13 protein-coding genes and 1 pseudogene are annotated in these 15,233 nt (G+C 71.7%); 4 read left to right on the top strand and 10 right to left on the bottom strand.

The genetic code is table 11. From position 1 onward, the window contains the following. Nucleotides 1-116: 116 nt before the first annotated feature. Nucleotides 117-503 carry an RNA polymerase-binding protein RbpA gene (locus tag ACVW2K_RS15860; RefSeq protein ID WP_011756112.1) on the top strand — a complete coding sequence of 129 codons (387 nt, stop codon included), beginning with the start codon at nucleotides 117-119 and terminating at the stop codon, nucleotides 501-503. 10 nt (nucleotides 504-513) lie between these two features. On the opposite strand, the gene ACVW2K_RS15855 is transcribed toward ACVW2K_RS15860, so the two are convergent. From ACVW2K_RS15855 to kdd, 7 genes are all read right to left on the bottom strand, one after another. Next, on the bottom strand, nucleotides 514-981 hold the full coding sequence (locus ACVW2K_RS15855) for an FxsA family protein (RefSeq protein WP_036570818.1): 468 nt from the start codon (nucleotides 979-981) through the stop codon (nucleotides 514-516). Further along, nucleotides 978-1,721: a polyprenol monophosphomannose synthase gene (locus ACVW2K_RS15850; RefSeq protein WP_457203168.1), complete on the bottom strand. Its 744-nt coding sequence runs from the start codon at nucleotides 1,719-1,721 to the stop codon at nucleotides 978-980. The genes ACVW2K_RS15855 and ACVW2K_RS15850 overlap by 4 nt, the downstream gene beginning before the upstream one ends. Further along, entirely contained in the window at nucleotides 1,718-3,292 is a 1,575-nt protein-coding gene (gene lnt, locus ACVW2K_RS15845) for an apolipoprotein N-acyltransferase (protein ID WP_457203167.1), read from the bottom strand. Before lnt ends, ACVW2K_RS15850 begins: the two co-directional genes overlap by 4 nt. 404 nt (nucleotides 3,293-3,696) lie before the next feature. Continuing rightward, complete coding sequence (kal, locus tag ACVW2K_RS15840) at nucleotides 3,697-4,095, bottom strand: 3-aminobutyryl-CoA ammonia lyase (protein WP_028638266.1); 399 nt, start codon at nucleotides 4,093-4,095, stop codon at nucleotides 3,697-3,699. Further along, nucleotides 4,092-4,835 (bottom strand): lysine 5,6-aminomutase subunit beta, encoded by a 744-nt coding sequence (gene kamE / locus ACVW2K_RS15835; RefSeq protein WP_457203166.1) that lies wholly within the window; start codon nucleotides 4,833-4,835, stop codon nucleotides 4,092-4,094. The genes kal and kamE overlap by 4 nt, the downstream gene beginning before the upstream one ends. Beyond that, the gene (kamD, locus tag ACVW2K_RS15830; protein ID WP_457203165.1) at nucleotides 4,832-6,433 is read right to left on the bottom strand and encodes a lysine 5,6-aminomutase subunit alpha; all 1,602 of its coding nucleotides are present in this window, start codon (nucleotides 6,431-6,433) and stop codon (nucleotides 4,832-4,834) included. The genes kamE and kamD overlap by 4 nt, the downstream gene beginning before the upstream one ends. Beyond that, entirely contained in the window at nucleotides 6,433-7,464 is a 1,032-nt protein-coding gene (gene kdd, locus ACVW2K_RS15825) for an L-erythro-3,5-diaminohexanoate dehydrogenase (protein ID WP_457203164.1), read from the bottom strand. The genes kamD and kdd overlap by 1 nt, the downstream gene beginning before the upstream one ends. A 72-nt stretch (nucleotides 7,465-7,536) precedes the next feature. Here kdd and ACVW2K_RS15820 point away from each other — a divergent pair, with 72 nt between their 5' ends. Next, entirely contained in the window at nucleotides 7,537-9,003 is a 1,467-nt protein-coding gene (locus ACVW2K_RS15820) for a KamA family radical SAM protein (RefSeq protein WP_028638270.1), read from the top strand. A 178-nt stretch (nucleotides 9,004-9,181) separates the two neighbouring features. On the opposite strand, the gene ACVW2K_RS15815 is transcribed toward ACVW2K_RS15820, so the two are convergent. Further along, nucleotides 9,182-9,634, bottom strand: a complete 453-nt coding sequence (locus ACVW2K_RS15815) for an Lrp/AsnC family transcriptional regulator (RefSeq protein ID WP_028638271.1) — start codon at nucleotides 9,632-9,634, stop codon at nucleotides 9,182-9,184. Nucleotides 9,635-9,691: 57 nt separating this feature from the next. On the opposite strand from ACVW2K_RS15815, the gene ACVW2K_RS15810 reads away from it, so the two are divergent. Then, on the top strand, nucleotides 9,692-10,597 hold the full coding sequence (locus tag ACVW2K_RS15810; RefSeq protein WP_457204078.1) for a 5'-3' exonuclease: 906 nt from the start codon (nucleotides 9,692-9,694) through the stop codon (nucleotides 10,595-10,597). Nucleotides 10,598-10,600: 3 nt separating this feature from the next. Here ACVW2K_RS15810 and ACVW2K_RS15805 read toward each other — a convergent pair whose 3' ends face one another. After that, nucleotides 10,601-11,734, bottom strand: coding sequence for an FAD-dependent oxidoreductase (locus tag ACVW2K_RS15805; protein ID WP_457203163.1), 1,134 nt, complete (start codon nucleotides 11,732-11,734; stop codon nucleotides 10,601-10,603). Between the two features lie 45 nt (nucleotides 11,735-11,779). Here ACVW2K_RS15805 and ACVW2K_RS15800 point away from each other — a divergent pair, with 45 nt between their 5' ends. Further along, nucleotides 11,780-12,466 carry an SDR family oxidoreductase gene (locus tag ACVW2K_RS15800; protein WP_457203162.1) on the top strand — a complete coding sequence of 229 codons (687 nt, stop codon included), beginning with the start codon at nucleotides 11,780-11,782 and terminating at the stop codon, nucleotides 12,464-12,466. On the opposite strand, the pseudogene ACVW2K_RS15795 reads toward ACVW2K_RS15800, so the two are convergent. Further along, a pseudogene (locus tag ACVW2K_RS15795) lies at nucleotides 12,439-15,232 on the bottom strand (DEAD/DEAH box helicase). The gene ACVW2K_RS15800 and the pseudogene ACVW2K_RS15795 overlap by 28 nt on opposite strands. Nucleotide 15,233: the final 1 nt, after the last annotated feature.

The raw sequence follows: 15,233 nt of genomic DNA, 5'->3' as shown, positions 1-15,233 counted from the left end.
TGGGTACGACACGTACCGGGATGCGGTGTTGGTGCGGGCGTGAGAACCATGTCATGAACGCCGGCTGAGTCCGTCTCGGACAGCACACGGGGGAACACAAGATCGGGAGGTGGCTCATGGCAGAGCGCACACTGCGTGGAGCGCGGCTCGGGGGCCAGAGTTTCGAGGACGAGCGCGGCATCGAGTTCGCCGCTCGCCAGCAGGTCGGTTACCGGTGCCCGCAGGGGCACGAGTTCGAGATCACGATGTCGGTCGAGGCCGACGTCCCCGCCGTCTGGGAGTGCCCGCGGTGTGGTGCCGAGGCGCTCAGCGTCTCCGGGATCCAGCCCGAGGCGAAGGCAGAGAAGCCGGCCCGGACGCACTGGGACATGCTCCTCGAGCGGCGGTCGGAGAAGGAGCTCGAGGACATCCTCAAGGAGCGGCTGCAGCTGCTCCGCGACGGTGAGATCGGGCCCGCCCACCTGCACCGCGCGAACCAGAAGAAGCGCAAGGCGACCGCCTGACGGTCCGCCGTCAGTCGTCGTCGACGACCTCGCCCCGGACGACCGGGCCATCCGGCCCGCGTCCGGGGCGTGTCACGTCCAGGGCCATCCGCCGCGCCACCAGCGCCGCGAGCGCCCGGCGGAACACCGGTCGGGTGAACGGCAGGATCAGCAGGATGCCGAACGCGTCGGTCACGAACCCCGGCGCGAGCATCAGGGTGCCGCCGACCAGGATGAGGGCACCGTCCGCGAGCTCCCGGGCCGGCATCCGCGCCTCGTCGATCGCGGACCGCAGCGCCCGCCAGGCGCGGCCCCCCTCCCGCTTGATCAGCCACGTTCCGAAGATGCTGTCGGCGACCAGCAGCAGGATGGTCCACCAGGCCCCGATCACCTGGCCGACCTGGATGATCACGTAGATCTCGAGGATCGGCACCACGATGAAGACGGTGAACAGTGCCACCGTCAGCACTCCGCGGCGCTTGCGCGCGACCGGGCTCATCGCCGGCGCCAGGCTCGGCGTACCTGGTCGCGGCGCTCGCGCAGGCCCCACGCCGTGATCCGCTTCAGCGACTCGGTCGCGACCGCGCCGCTCATCTTCGAGTCGCCACGGACCCGCTCCACGAACTCGATCGGGACCTCCTCGACGACCAGCCCGGCGGCGAGCGTGCGGGCCACCATGTCGGTCTGGAACACGTACCCGGTGGACTGCACCGACTCGAGGTCGATCTTCTCCAGTGCCGTGCGCCGGAACAAGCGGAACCCGGCGGTCGCGTCGCGGACCGCGATGCCCAGGAGCAGCCGCACGTAGAGGTTGCCGCCGCGCGAGAGCAGCTCTCGGTTCAGCGGCCAGTTCACGACCGAGCCGCCGGGGACCCACCGCGACCCGATCACGAGGTCGGCGTGCTCGAGGGCCTCCAGGAGCAGGTGCAGCTGCTCGGGCTGGTGCGAGCCGTCGGCGTCCATCTCGCCGATCACGTCGTACCCGGCGTCCAGCGCGACCCGGAAGCCGTGCAGGTAGGCGGCGCCGAGCCCGGCCTTGGCGCGGCGGTGCACGACGCGTACGGCGGGGTCCTCCGCGGCCAGCTCGTCGGCGATCGCGCCCGTGCCGTCCGGGGAACCGTCGTCGACGACGAGCACGTCCACCTCCGGCTGCGCGGCACGCAGTCGGCCCACGATCCAGGCGAGGTTCTCGGCCTCGTCGTAGGTGGGGATCACGACGACCACGCGTCCCAGGCTCACCCGTCCGTCCCTTCGCTCACTGCGGCGGCGACCGGGACGTCGGCGTCCGGGCGGCCGTCGTCCTCGGCCTGCTGCCGGTTCCGGTGCCGACGATACGGGAGCCCGGATGAGCGGACGGTGAAGAGCAGGCCGATCACCGTCAAGGCGACCAGGAACCGGCCGGGCCAGGCCCCCATCCGCACCGCCGGGGTGATGCCCGACTCGAGCCCCACCTTCTCGACCAGCACGTCCTGGGTGCGCGGCGCCGCGCTGGCGACGACGGAGCCGTCCGGCGCGATCACCCCGGTGATGCCGTTCGTCGAGGAGACCACCAGCCAGCGTCCGGTCTCGATCGCGCGGAGCCGGGTGATGGCGAACTGCTGCTCGATCTGGTCGGTGTGGATGAACGTCGCGTTGCTCGTCTGCACCGTCAGCAGCTGGGCGCCGCGCGAGACTTGGTCGTAGATGCCGTCGTCGTAGGCGACGTCGAAGCAGATGGAGTCGCCCACGGCGACGCCCGCGACGTGCAGTGGCTCCTTGCGGTCGCCGCTGACCATGTCGCGCCCGACCATGGTGAGGCGGCCGATCTGCAGGTCGTCGAGGTAGCTGCGGAACGGGATGTACTCGCCGAACACCACGGGGTGGCGCTTGGTGTAGCGGTCCCCCGCCCCGGTGGTCGGATCCCACACGATCCCCTGGTTCAGCACGTGGTCGGGCCCGCCGTCGACGATCGCGCCGACCAGGATCGGTACGCCGATCGCCTCGCTGGCTGCGCGGATGGCGCTGTTCGTCTGCGCGTCGCGGAACGGGTCGATCGCGGTGGAGTTCTCCGGCCACAGGACGAAGTCGGGCCGGGGCTCGTCGCCGGCCTGCACGTCCCGGGCCAGCTGCACGGTCACGTCGACCTGGTTCTGGGTGACCTGCCGGTAGTCGTAGAGGATGTCGTCGCCGTTGCCGGGCACGTCTCCCTGCACGGCCGCGACCGTGATCTCGGACTCCGGCGTCGACGTCCACGGGAGCGCGACCGGCACGATGGACACGGCGACCAGGCCGCCGAGCGCGGCGGCCGCGATCCACCGCTCCCTGCCGCGGGCGACGACCAGCCACGCCAGCAGGGTCCCGCTCAGCGCGAGCAGGAAGCTCACCCCGGTCGAGCCGACCCACGGCAGCGCCTTCGCCACCGGTGTGTCGACGACGGCGAACCCGAGACGTCCCCACGGCATGCCGCTGAACGGCCAGTTGCTGTAGGTCAGCTCGGTGACCACCCATGCTCCGGCAACCCACACGGGCCAGGCCCGGTGCCGGTGCAGCAGTGCCGTGACCACGCCGAGCGCCGCGAAGAAGAGCGACTGCCAGATCGCCAGCACCACCCAGGCGTCGGGCCCCACGGTGCGCATCCAGAACAGCAGGACCAGCTCGAACCCGAGGCCGAACGCCAGGCCCGGGATCCACCCGCTGCGCAGCCGCAGACCGCGGGAGCACAGGACGAACGCCGCCACCGCGAACGGGATCACGACCGGCATCGCGACGGGCTCGAACGCGAGCGACAGCACCACGCCGGCGGCGAGGGCGACCAGCACGCGAAGAGCCATGCAGGAAAAATACCGGGAGACCGGCTGCGAGCGTTCGGAAGGGACCCACACCCTTCGTACCAGTCCGTCCGAGACCGGCTGCCGCGGACGATCTGTTGTCTAGGGGACGTGGGTCCCTTCCGAGTCCGACCTCGGGGGCGGACCGACCTCCGCGAACCAGGTCGGACGGATGGCTGGCACTTCCACCCTCCGACACGGCCACTCGGACGTCGGTTCGCCGACCACGATCTGCATGGGCGAACGCCGCACACACTGAGACGTGGCACCGGCCTCCGTCAAGAGGCGGCTGACCTGCACGAATACGAGAAACCGCAGGTCAGCCGGGGTGATCCCGATCACGAAATCTCCCGAGAATCTCTCCAGGTGCGCGGCGTGTCTAGCGCGCCGCGCCGCGCCACCGTCCGCTATGCGGGGACGACGACCGTACCGGTCGCGGTCGTCGCCACGATCGGCTCGGCCAGCAGGACAGCGGCTCCGGGCTTCTCGGCCGTCGCCGCCCCCCGGGCGACGACGTGCACGGTGAACTCCAGGACCCGGGAACGCGTCCCGGCCCGGACCAGCTCGCACGTGATCTCGAGGACGTCGCCGGCCCGGACCGGCGCCTTGAACTGGACGTCGGCGTACGACGCGAACAGTCCCTCGTCGCCGTCGGTGCGGATGCACATCTCGGTGGCGACGTCGCCGAACAGGCCCAGGCTGTAGGCGCCGTCCACGAGGTTGCCGGCGTAGTGCGCGTGGGAGTACGGCACGTAGCGGCGGTGCACGACCTTGGTGCCGACCTCGGGGGATGACCCTGCGCTCATGCGACTGCGTCCTTCGTGGTGAGGCGGTGGACGAGGTACGACGCGACCTCACCCGGTGTGGTGCCGCGGCTGAAGACCCGGTCGACGCCGAGCTCCGCGGCCTGCCCCTCGTCGAACCGGGGACCGCCGACGATCAGCAGGGGCCTGCGGTCGGAGGGGTAGGACTCCCGGAACGCCGCGGACATCTCCCGGGTGTTGAGCAGGTGTGCGTCGCGCTGGGTGACGACCTGGGACACCAGCACGGCGTCCGCCTTCTCCGCGCGGGCCCGCTCGACCAGCTCCGGGACCGAGACCTGCGCTCCGAGGTTCACGACCTTGAGCTCGCGGTAGTACTCCAGCCCCTTCTCCCCCGCGAACCCCTTGATGTTGAGGATCGCGTCGATGCCGACGGTGTGGGCGTCGGTGCCGATGCAGCCGCCCACGACGACCAGCCGGCGCCGCAGCGCGCGCTTGATCGCGGCGTTCGCCTCCTTGGGGGTCAGCAGCGGGTAGTCGCGCTCGACGACCTCGACCTCGTCGAGATTCACCAGGTGGTTCACCCGGCCGTAGACGACGAAGAAGGTGAAGTCGGGGCCCATCGGCTTGGCGTGCACGACCAAGGCCGGGTCGATGCCCATCTTGCGGGCGAGCTGGGCGGCCGCGCCCTCGGCGACCTTGGAGTGCGGGACGGGCAGGGTGAAGCTCACCTGCACCATGCCGTCGCCGGTGGTGTCGCCGTACGGCCGGACGATCGTGCTCATCCGCGCTCCTCGAGGATCTCGCTGGCGGGGTTGTAGTAGGCCCTCGACTTGCGGGCCACGCCCTCCAGGCCCTTGCCGCGGTCCGCAGGTCGCTTCATCAGCCCGAACGTGCCGTCGGCGATGGCCGCCAGCAGCGGCGGGTCGCCGGCCTCGTCGGTGTCGCCGACGATCCGGTCGAGCAGCTCGATCGTCTCGGCAAGCACCTGGTTCGCGCGCTGGACGATGAACCCGTCCGGCCTGGGCCGGAAGTCCTCGTGCAGCTGGCCCGCCGCGTCCATCACGTAGCGCACGTTCTGCAGCGCCAGGTCGCGGTCGGACAGCCACGGCGTCACGACCGCCTCGGTCATCATCCCGACGAGCAGGATGCCCTGACCGGTGAGGGCGCCGACCAGGTTGAAGAAGCCGTCCAGCAGGTAGCCGCGGAAGACGTCGCCGGTCATGTGCCGGGTGGGCGGCATCCACTTGAGCGGCGCATCGGGGAAGAGCTCCCGGGCGAGCAGCGCGTGCGCGAGCTCCAGGCGGAAGGAGTCCGGTACGTCGGGGTCGATCTCGAAGGCGTGGCCGAGCCCGAGCTGCCAGTTCTCGAGGCCGGCCTCCTTGGCGAAGTACTCGTTGAGCAGCTGGCTCGTGGTGACCGTGTGCGCGGCGTCCACCGCGTCCGCAGTGGTGAGGTAGTTGTCCTCGCCGGTGTTGATGATGATGCCGGCGCGGGCGTGGACCTGGCGGCTGAAGCGCTGGTCGACGAAGGTGCGGACCGGGTTGATGTCGCGGAACAGGATCCCGTACATCGAGTCGTTGAGCATCATGTCGAGCCGCTCGAGGCCGGCGAGGGCGGCGATCTCCGGCATGCACAGCCCGGAGGCGTAGTTCGTGAGCCGGACGTAGCGCCCGAGCTCCTTGCTGGTCTCGTCGAGGGCCGCGCGCATCAGGCGGAAGTTCTCCTGCGTCGCGTAGGTGCCGGCGAAGCCCTCGCGGGTCGCGCCCTCCGGGACGAAGTCGAGCAGGCTCTGGCCGGTGGAGCGGATCACGGCGATGACGTCGGCGCCCTCCCGGGCGGCCGCCTGGGCCTGCGGGATGTCCTCATAGATGTCGCCGGTCGCGACGATCAGGTAGATCCACGGCTTCCGGGGGGCGTCGCCGAACCGCTTGATCAGCCGCTCGCGCTCGGCCCGGCGGGCGTCGATGCGCCTGATCCCCCGCCCGACCTGCGTGCGGGAGGCCCGTCGGGCACGCTCGGCGTCCCTGCCCTCGGGCAGCCGGAAGCGGACCGAGCCGGCCGACGCCTTCTGGGCGAGGGTGGCGAGGTCGTCGGCCTCACCGCGCAGGAGCGCGTCCCAGACCGGCAGCGCGACGCCGTGCCCGAGGCCGCCGTCCTGGGCGAGGTCGGCGCGCACGACATCGAGGAGGCGGTTGACCCACGGCGTACCGTCCGGGTCGGCGCCCTCGAGGCCGGCCAGCCGCAGCGTGGCCCGCTCGACGGCGACGGTCGTGTGCTTCCTGGCCATCGTCACGATCGGGCGGCCCGCCTTGCGGGCCAGGGACCGCGCGTGCCGGACCGTGGCCGGGTCGAGGTCGAGCTTGCCCCGCTGCCTCACCATCAGAGCCTCCCTTCGAACAGGCCGCGCACGCCGGGGGTCTCCCGCAGGAGCTCCAGGGCGTACGCCGCGTGGCCCGGCGCGTAGCCGTTGCCCACCAGCATGGTGACATCCGCGGCCAGGCCCTCGGCGCCGAGTGCCGCCGCGGAGAAGGAGGTGGCCATCGAGAAGAAGACGACGGTGCCGCGGTCGGCGGTCGCCAGGATCGCCCCGCCCTCGCAGCCGGGGACGTCGACGCAGACGACGGTGACGTCGGCGGGGCCGCCGGCGGCCGCCACTGCGTCGCGGAGCGCGATCGGGTCCCGGGCGTCGGCGACCGCCACGGCGTCGGCGAGGCCCGCGTCGGCGAGCAGGTCGGCCTCGGCCTGGTGCGGGACGACGCCGATGGTGCGCCGGGCGCCGGCCCGGCGGGCGGCCGCGAGGCTCAGCGACCCGGACTTGCCGGCGCCGCCGACCACGGCGACGACGGGCTGCGGATACCCCTCGACGACACGGGCGGTCAGCGCCGGGGCGCCGCAGACGTCCATGACCGACAGGCTGAGCTCGGCGGGCAGGTCGTCGGGGAGCACCGCGGCGATGGAGCGGCCGAACAGCACGGCGTACCCGTCGCACGGCACCTGCTCCCCCAGCCCGTCCCAGCGCTCGAGCCCGTCCTCGATGACCAGCGGCGTGAGCGTGAGCGAGACCAGCGTGGCGACCCGGTCGCCGACGGCCAGGCCCAGGGGCGACTCCGGGCCGACCTCCTCGACGGTGCCGACCAGCATGCCGCCCGAGCCGGTCTCGGGGTTCTGCATCTTGCCGCGGGTGCCGACGATCTCGAGCACGTCGGCGCGGACCGCGTCGCCATCTCCCCCGTGCTTCCGCTCCAGCTGCCGGAACGACGCCGCGTCCAGGTTGAGGCGCTCGACCCGGATCCGGACCTCGTCGGGCCACAGCTCGCGGCGGGTGTCGAGGCGGTCCGCGGCCTGGGGCAGCCGGACCTCGTCGTCCAGGACACGGTGCAGACCGGTCGGGTCGCTGGGAACGTCTCGCATAACCGAAGCCTAACGAAAGATTCTCCGGCGTGGCATTCGACAGGCCGGAGAATCGCCGCCTACAGTGGAGGAATGAGCATCGAGACCTCCATCGCCTCGCTGATCGAGCACGATTCGGGCCAGCCGTACCCCTACGCGCGTGTCGAGCTCGTCGAGCCGGACTGGACCCGGTTCCCGGGCTGGAAGGACGTCACCACCGCGGAGTGGGAGTCGGTGCAGTGGCAGCGCGCCCACTGCGTCAAGAACGTCCGGCAGCTGCGCGAGCTGATGGGCGACCTGCTCGACGAGCGGTTCTACGCCGACCTCGAGCGGGACCAGGCCGAGCGGGCGACGATGTCGATGCTCGTGCCGCCGCAGATGATGAACACGATGGTGCCCCACGCCGTACCCGCCGGCCCGGGGTCGCTGACCGAGGAGTTCTACGCCGACCCGGTCCGGCACTACATGATCCCGGTGTTCTCCGACCGGCGCACCGACTGGTCCTCGCACCCGCACGCGACCCGCGACTCGCTGCACGAGCACGACATGTGGGTCGCCGAGGGCCTCACGCACCGGTACCCGACCAAGGTGCTCGCCGAGCTGCTCCCCACCTGCCCGCAGTACTGCGGGCACTGCACCCGGATGGACCTGGTCGGCAACTCGACCGCGGTCATCGACAAGCTCAAGTTCGTCGGGAAGCCGAACGACCGGCTCGGCGAGATGCTCGACTACCTCCGGCGTACGCCCCAGGTGCGCGACGTGGTCGTCTCCGGCGGCGACGTGGCGAACATGCCCTGGCCGCGGCTCGAGGACTTCCTCACCCAGCTGCTGGAGATCGAGAACATCCGCGACATCCGGCTCGCCACCAAGGCGCTGGTGGGACTCCCCCACCACTGGCTGCAGGACGACGTCGTCGAGGGCATGACCCGGATCGGGTCGCTGTCGCGCTCGCGCGGCGTGTCGGTCGCGATCCACACCCACGCGAACCACGCCAACTCGATCACCCCCCTCGTCGCGAAGGCGACCCGCGCCATGCTGGACGCGGGCATCCGCGACGTCCGCAACCAGGGCGTGCTGCTCAACGGCGTGAACGCCGACCCGCACGCCCTGCTCGACCTGTGCTTCCGGCTCCTCGACGGCGCGCAGATCATGCCCTACTACTTCTACATGTGCGACATGATCCCGTTCTCGGAGCACTGGCGGGTCTCGGTCGCCGACGCGCAGAAGCTGCAGCACCACATCATGGGCTACCTGCCGGGCTTCGCGACCCCGCGGATCGTCTGCGACGTGCCGTTCGTCGGCAAGCGTTGGGTGCACCAGCTCGCGGCCTACGACACCGAGCGCGGCATCTCGTACTGGACGAAGAACTACCGGACCTCGATCGAGGCGAGCTCCGAGGACGCGCTGTCGAGGACGTACGAGTACTACGACCCGATCCACACCCTCCCCGCAGCCGGCCAGGAGTGGTGGGCCCAGCACGCCGACCTCGACTCCTCCGCCCTCAAGGCGGCCGAGGTCGCCGAGGCATCGCGTCGTACGGCGGCGTTGCAGGCCTGGTGACCGGCGGCCGGCGGCCTGCCCCCGGGCTGCTGGAAATGACGCGGATTGGTCGCCAACCGCAGGTGGGAGCGCTCCCGATCTGCGGTTGGTGACCAATCCGCGTCAGCGGCGCGGTGCATGCACCCCCCGGCAGGCTGCTGGACGACACGGGCCCTGCAGCCCGGACCGCGCCGACGAGTCAGCCGATCGGGCGGCCCTCGTACGGCGTGGAGAGCACGATGGTGGTGCGCGTGGACACGTTGGCGGCCGCGCGGATCCGGGCCAGCAGGTCCTCGAGGTCGGTCGGGGTCGAGACGCGGACCTTGAGGATGTAGGACTCGTCGCCGGCGACCGACCAGCAGGACTCGATCTCGGGGACGCCGCGGAGCCGCTCCGGGGAGTCGTCGGGCTGCGAGGCGTCGATGGGGCGGATCGAGATGAACGCCGTGAGCGGGAGCCCGAGCTGCGCGTGGTCGACGGTGGCGACGTAGCCGGTGATCAGCCCGCGCGACTCCAGCCGCTTGACGCGCTGGTGGACCGCGGAGGTGGAGAGCCCGGTGGCCTTGCCGAGGTCGGTGAACGACATCCGTCCGTCGTTGGCGAGCAGCTCCAGGATCTTCCGGTCCGTCGCCTCGAGCTCTGACTGGGTCACGCGGTGAGCGTAGCGGCCCGTGGCAGGATCTGGTCCGTGACGCAGCCCGGACGACTGATGCTCCTCGACACCGCCTCGATGTACTTCCGGGCCTTCTTCGGTGTGCCGGAGATCAAGGGGCCCGACGGTACGCCGGTGAACGCGGTCCGCGGGCTCCTCGACTTCATCTCCCGGCTGGTGGCTGACTACCGGCCCACCGACCTGGTCTGCTGCTGGGACGAGGACTGGCGCCCGCAGTGGAGGGTGGACCTGCTGCCGTCCTACAAGGCGCACCGCGTGGTGGCCGAGCGGGAGGGCGCGCCGGACGTGGAGGAGGTACCCGACCCGCTCGAGGTGCAGGTGCCGATCATCCGCGAGGTGCTCGACGCGTTCGGGATCACCGTGGTCGGCATGGCCGGCTACGAGGCGGACGACGTGATCGGCTCGCTGGCCTCCCAGGCCGACCAGCCCGTCGACATCGTCACCGGCGACCGCGACCTGTTCCAGCTCGTCGACGACCAGCGCGACGTCCGCGTCCTCTACATCGCCCGCGGCGTCGGCAACCACGAGCGGGTCACCAACGACTGGGTCCGCACCAAGTACGGCGTCGACGCGCGGCAGTACGCCGACTTCGCCACGCTGCGCGGCGACGCCTCGGACGGGCTGCCCGGCGTCGCCGGGGTCGGCGAGAAGACGGCCGCGACGCTGCTCGAGCGGTTCGGCGACATGGACGGCATCATCGCGGCCGCCCTCGATCCGGGCTCCGACCTGGCTCCGGGACCGCGCGGCAGGATCAAGGCGGCGGCGGCGTACCTCGAGGTGGCCCCGCAGGTCGTCGCGGTCGCCCGCGACCTCGACCTCGGCGCGCCCGCGACGACGCTCCCCCGCGAGCCGAAGGACCTCCCGCGGGTGGCCGAGCTCGGTCAGCGCTGGGGCCTGGAGAGTCCGGTGCAGCGACTGACCGAGGTGCTCTGCTCCGGTTGACCCTCAGCGCAGCATCTCGTCGACGACGATCTTCGCCGCCGACGGGCAGCCCTTGGTGAACCCGTAGAACGGCCCGAAGTCGCGGGTGGCGAGGAAGCCGACGGTGTAGAGCCCGGGCAGGGTGGTCTCGAACCCCTCGGACAGGTCGGGGAAGCCGTCCGTGGCGCCGATCCGGTCGAGGACGCCACGGAGGTACGGCACCCGGGCGACGTCCGGCTTGTACCCGGACGCGAACACCACGTGGTCGACCTCGAGCTCCGAGCCGTCGGAGAGCGTCAGCGTGACGGGCCCGTGCCCCGCGACGGCGGTCACGGCGGTGTCGGGGTGGCTGGTCACGACGTCCGGGCGCAGCCGGGGCACCAGCCAGTGCTCGAGCGTCAGCCGGCCGACCTCCCAGAACTGCTGGGCGATCGCCGCACGCTCCTCCGCCGTGAGGCCGCGCCACCAGCCGCGGTGCGCGAGCGTCTGGTCGACGTGGGCGTCGACGAACTTCCAGCTGACCTTCTCGAACGCCGGGGTCGGGTGCCGGTGCACCACGTCGACCCGGGACGCGCCGTGGTCGCAGAGCAGCGCAGTCCACTCGTACGCGCTCTGCCGGCCCCCGATGACCGCCACCCGCGCCCCGGACAGGTCCTCGAAGGTCACCCGGTCGACCGTGTGCGAGCGGTGCGCCTCGGGGATGCGGTCGTGCCAGTCCGGGAGCTGCGCGAAGAAGCCGACGCCGGGCGCGGCGACGACCTTGTCGGCCTCGATGCTGGTGCCGTCCGCCATCGCGGCCACGAACGTGCCGTTCGGCCTGGTCAGGTCGCCGACCAGCCGCTGGTCGGCGACGATCCCCTTCCGCGCGGCGAACCAGTCGGTGTGGTCGAGGAACACCGAGATCGGGATCGGGTCGTGCCCGGCCGGGTCGAGGCCACGCTCCTCGAAGAACGTGGTGAAGGTGTCCTCACGGTTCGCGTCGAGGTACCAGTCCGGGCCGGAGCGCAGGTACATGTCCTGCGGCATCCGGTCGCGCCAGAACGACATCGGGATCCCGACCACGTGGGTGTCGATGCCGCGGTCGCGTGCGTACGCCGCGGTGGCGTAGGCGTAGGGGCCGGCCCCGATGACCAGGAGGTCCGTCCGAGTGTCGGGCATGCCGGCACGCTACGCCGTCAGGGGGACGTCCGTACGGTGGTTGTCATGACCCGGGTCGCGATCGTCGGGGGCCACGGACAGGTGGCCCGACAGCTCATCCACGTGCTCCGTCGCTCGGAGCACGACCCGGTGGCGCTGGTGCGCAACGAGGCCTACCGCGCGGAGCTCGAGGAGCGCGGCGCCGAGGTCCGCCTGCTCGACATCGAGCGCGACGGCACCGGCGCGTTCGCCGCGGCCTTCGAGGGTTGCGGCGCGGTGGTGTTCGCGGCCGGCGGCGGCCCCGACGGGAACGTCGAGCGCAAGCGGACGGTCGACCTCGAGGGAGCCCTGAAGTCGATCGAGGGTGCGCGGAAGGCGGGCATCGACCGGTTCGTGCAGGTCTCGGCCATCGGCGTCGACGACCCGCTGCCGGCCGACACCGGCGATGTCTGGCGCGCGTACGTCGAGGCGAAGCGGGACGCCGACGCCGCGCTCCGGGCGAGCGGCCTGGCCTGGACCATCATCCGGCCCGGCCGGCTGACCGACGACGCCGCGACCGGGACGGTCTCCCTGGGCCCGGACGCGACGCGCGGCGACGTCCCCCGAGCGGACGTCGCGGCCGTGCTCGCCGCCGTGCTGGACGAGCCCGGGACCGTCGGGAAGCAGTGGAACCTCGTGACCGGCGACGTCCCGGTCGAGCGTGCGGTCCGCGGCGCCGGGGACGGTCACTCGTCGTCGGCGAGCGAGGAGTAGGCCACCACGCCCCGGCGCAGCCGTCGGACGACCTCGCGAGCGGTCTCCCGCAGCGGTGTGGCTCCCGCAGCGTCCGCCACCTGCCCGGCCAGGTCGATCAGCTGCTTCATCCAGCGCACGAAGTCGCCGGCCGCGAGGTCGCTGACCATGAGCACGTCGTCGAGCTCGTCGCCCTCCGCCCAGCGGTACGCGACCCAGGCGAAAGCCCAGGTCGGGCTGGCGGAGGAACTCGAGCCGGTGGTCGCGCTCGAGCGCGTCGAGCGCCGCCCACAGCTTGACCATCTCGGCGACGACCTCGCGGACCCCGCCCCCCGGCACCCGGGGCGAGGAGGCGTCGTCGGGCCGCCGGGCCTCGAAGACCAGCACGGACAGTGCGGCGGCCAGGCCGGAGGCGTCCAGGTCGTCCCACAGGCCGACCCGGATGCACTCGGCCGCGACCAGGTCGAGCTCGGAGTAGATCCGCATCAGGTGCCGGCCCCGGTCGGTGACCTGCTCGCCGTCGAGGTACGCCAGCGCCGTCAGCACGTCGCAGACCCGGTCGAACTGGCGGGCCACCGTGTTGGTGCGCTGCTCCACGCGCCGCTTCAGGGTCTGCGTGTCCCGGTCGAGCTTGAAGTACCGCTCCGCCCAGCGCGCGTGCTCCTCGCGGTCCGGGCACCCGTGACAGGGGTGCGCCTTGAGCTGCTCCCGGAGCGCCGCGATCTCGTCGTCCGCGGCGGTGCGGGTCCGGTCGCCCCTGCCGGAGGTGCGGGACGGCGGCGGCGGGTCGAGGTCGTGCGTGCGGCTGCGGAGCGCGGAGGCCAGGTCGCGGCGCATCTGCGGGTTGCGACCGTTGAAGTTCTTCGGCACCCGCAGCTTGGCCAGCGGCGTGACCGGTGTCGGGAAGTCGATCATCGCGAGCCGGCGCGCCTGCCGGTCGGCCGTCACGACGTACGGCCGCGGGCCTTCGGGCGACCAGCCGGGGTCGATCACGACGGCATAGCCGGCGAACTTCCCGGTCGGCACCTGGATCACGTCGCCGGGCTTCAGCGCCCGCAGCGACTCCATCGCGTCGTCGCGGCGGTCCGCCTTGCGGGTGCGGCTGGCGCCCTTCTCCACGTCGCTGATCCGGCGCCGGAGCTCGGCGTACTCCATGAAGTCACCGCGCTCGCAGGACGCCGCGTCGCGGTAGCCCTCGAGGGCGTTCTCCGCCTTGCGCACCTGCCGGGCCAGCCCGACGACGGCCTTGTCGGCCTGGAACTGCGCGAACGACTGCTCGAGCAGCTCGCGGGACCGCTCGCGGCCGAACTGGTGCACGAGGTTGACCGCCATGTTGTACGACGGCCGGAACGACGAGCGGAGCGGGTAGGTGCGGGTCGAGGCGAGCCCCGCGACGTGCCGCGGGTCGATCCCGGGCTGCCAGAGCACGACGGCGTGGCCCTCGGTGTCCAGGCCACGCCGGCCCGCGCGGCCGGTGAGCTGGGTGTACTCCCCCGGCGTGATGTCGGCGTGGCTCTCGCCGTTCCACTTCGAGAGCTTCTCGATGACGACGGTGCGCGCGGGCATGTTGATGCCGAGCGCCAGGGTCTCGGTCGCGAACACGACCTTGCACAGCCCGCGGAGGAACAGCTCCTCGACGCACTGCTTGAACGCCGGCAGCATGCCGGCGTGGTGGGCCGCGACGCCGCGGGTCAGGCCGTCCAGGAAGTCGTGGTAGCCGAGGACGTGGAGGTCGTCGGACGGCAGGTGCGAGCACGCCTCCTCGACGTATGCGTAGATGGTGTCGCGCTCCTCCGGCGAGGTGAGGCGTACGCCGGCGTTGAGGCACTGGGTGACCGCTGCGTCGCAGCCGACCCGGCTGAAGATGAAGACGATCGCCGGCAGCAGCGCCATCCGGTCGAGCTGCTCGATGGCGTCCGGGCGGCTCGGGATCCAGACCCGGCGTCCGTTGCCGACGTTGTACTTGTTGGTGGCGCGCCGGTTGCGGTCCCGCGGCGAGCGGCGGTCCCGCATCCGGGAGCTGGCCCAGTCGTCGCGCGCGATCTTGACCAGCTCGTCGTTGACCGGGGCGCCCTCCTTGACGAAGCCCGCGGCCGCGTCGACGTCGGACTTCGCGAACAGGTCCAGGATCCGGCGGCCCACCATCACGTGCTGGTAGAGCGGGACCGGGCGGCGCTCCTCGACGATCGTCTGGGTGTCCCCGCGGACCGTCTGCAGCCACTCACCGAACTCCTCGGCGTTCGAGACGGTCGCGGACAGCGAGACCACGGACACCGACTCCGGCAGGTGGATGATGACCTCCTCCCACACGGCCCCGCGGGACCGGTCGGCGAGGTAGTGCACCTCGTCCATGACCACGAAGCCGAGGCCCAGGAGCGTGCGCGAGCCGGCGTACAGCATGTTGCGCAGCACCTCGGTGGTCATCACCACGATCGGCGCCTCGCCGTTCACCACGTTGTCGCCGGTGAGCAGGCCGACCTTCTCGGGCCCGTACCGCGCGACCAGGTCGTTGAACTTCTGGTTGGACAGGGCCTTGATCGGCGTCGTGTAGAAGCACTTCCGGCCGGTCTCCATGGCCAGGTGCACGGCGAACTCGCCGACGATGGTCTTGCCGGACCCGGTGGGGGCGGCGACGAGCACGCCGCGGCCCTCCTCGATGGCGCGACAGCCCTCGAGCTGGAACTCGTCGAGCGGGAAGTCGTAGAGCGCCTGGAAGTCCTTCAACACCGGGTGTCGCTGGTGCTTGCGGTACTCGGAGTACCGCTCGGACGGGCTGAGGTCCGTCATG

This window comes from Nocardioides sp. HB32 (genome assembly GCF_054058995.1).
Note: the sequence above shows the minus strand (reverse complement) of the source record. Positions and strands in the feature narration are given on the sequence as shown.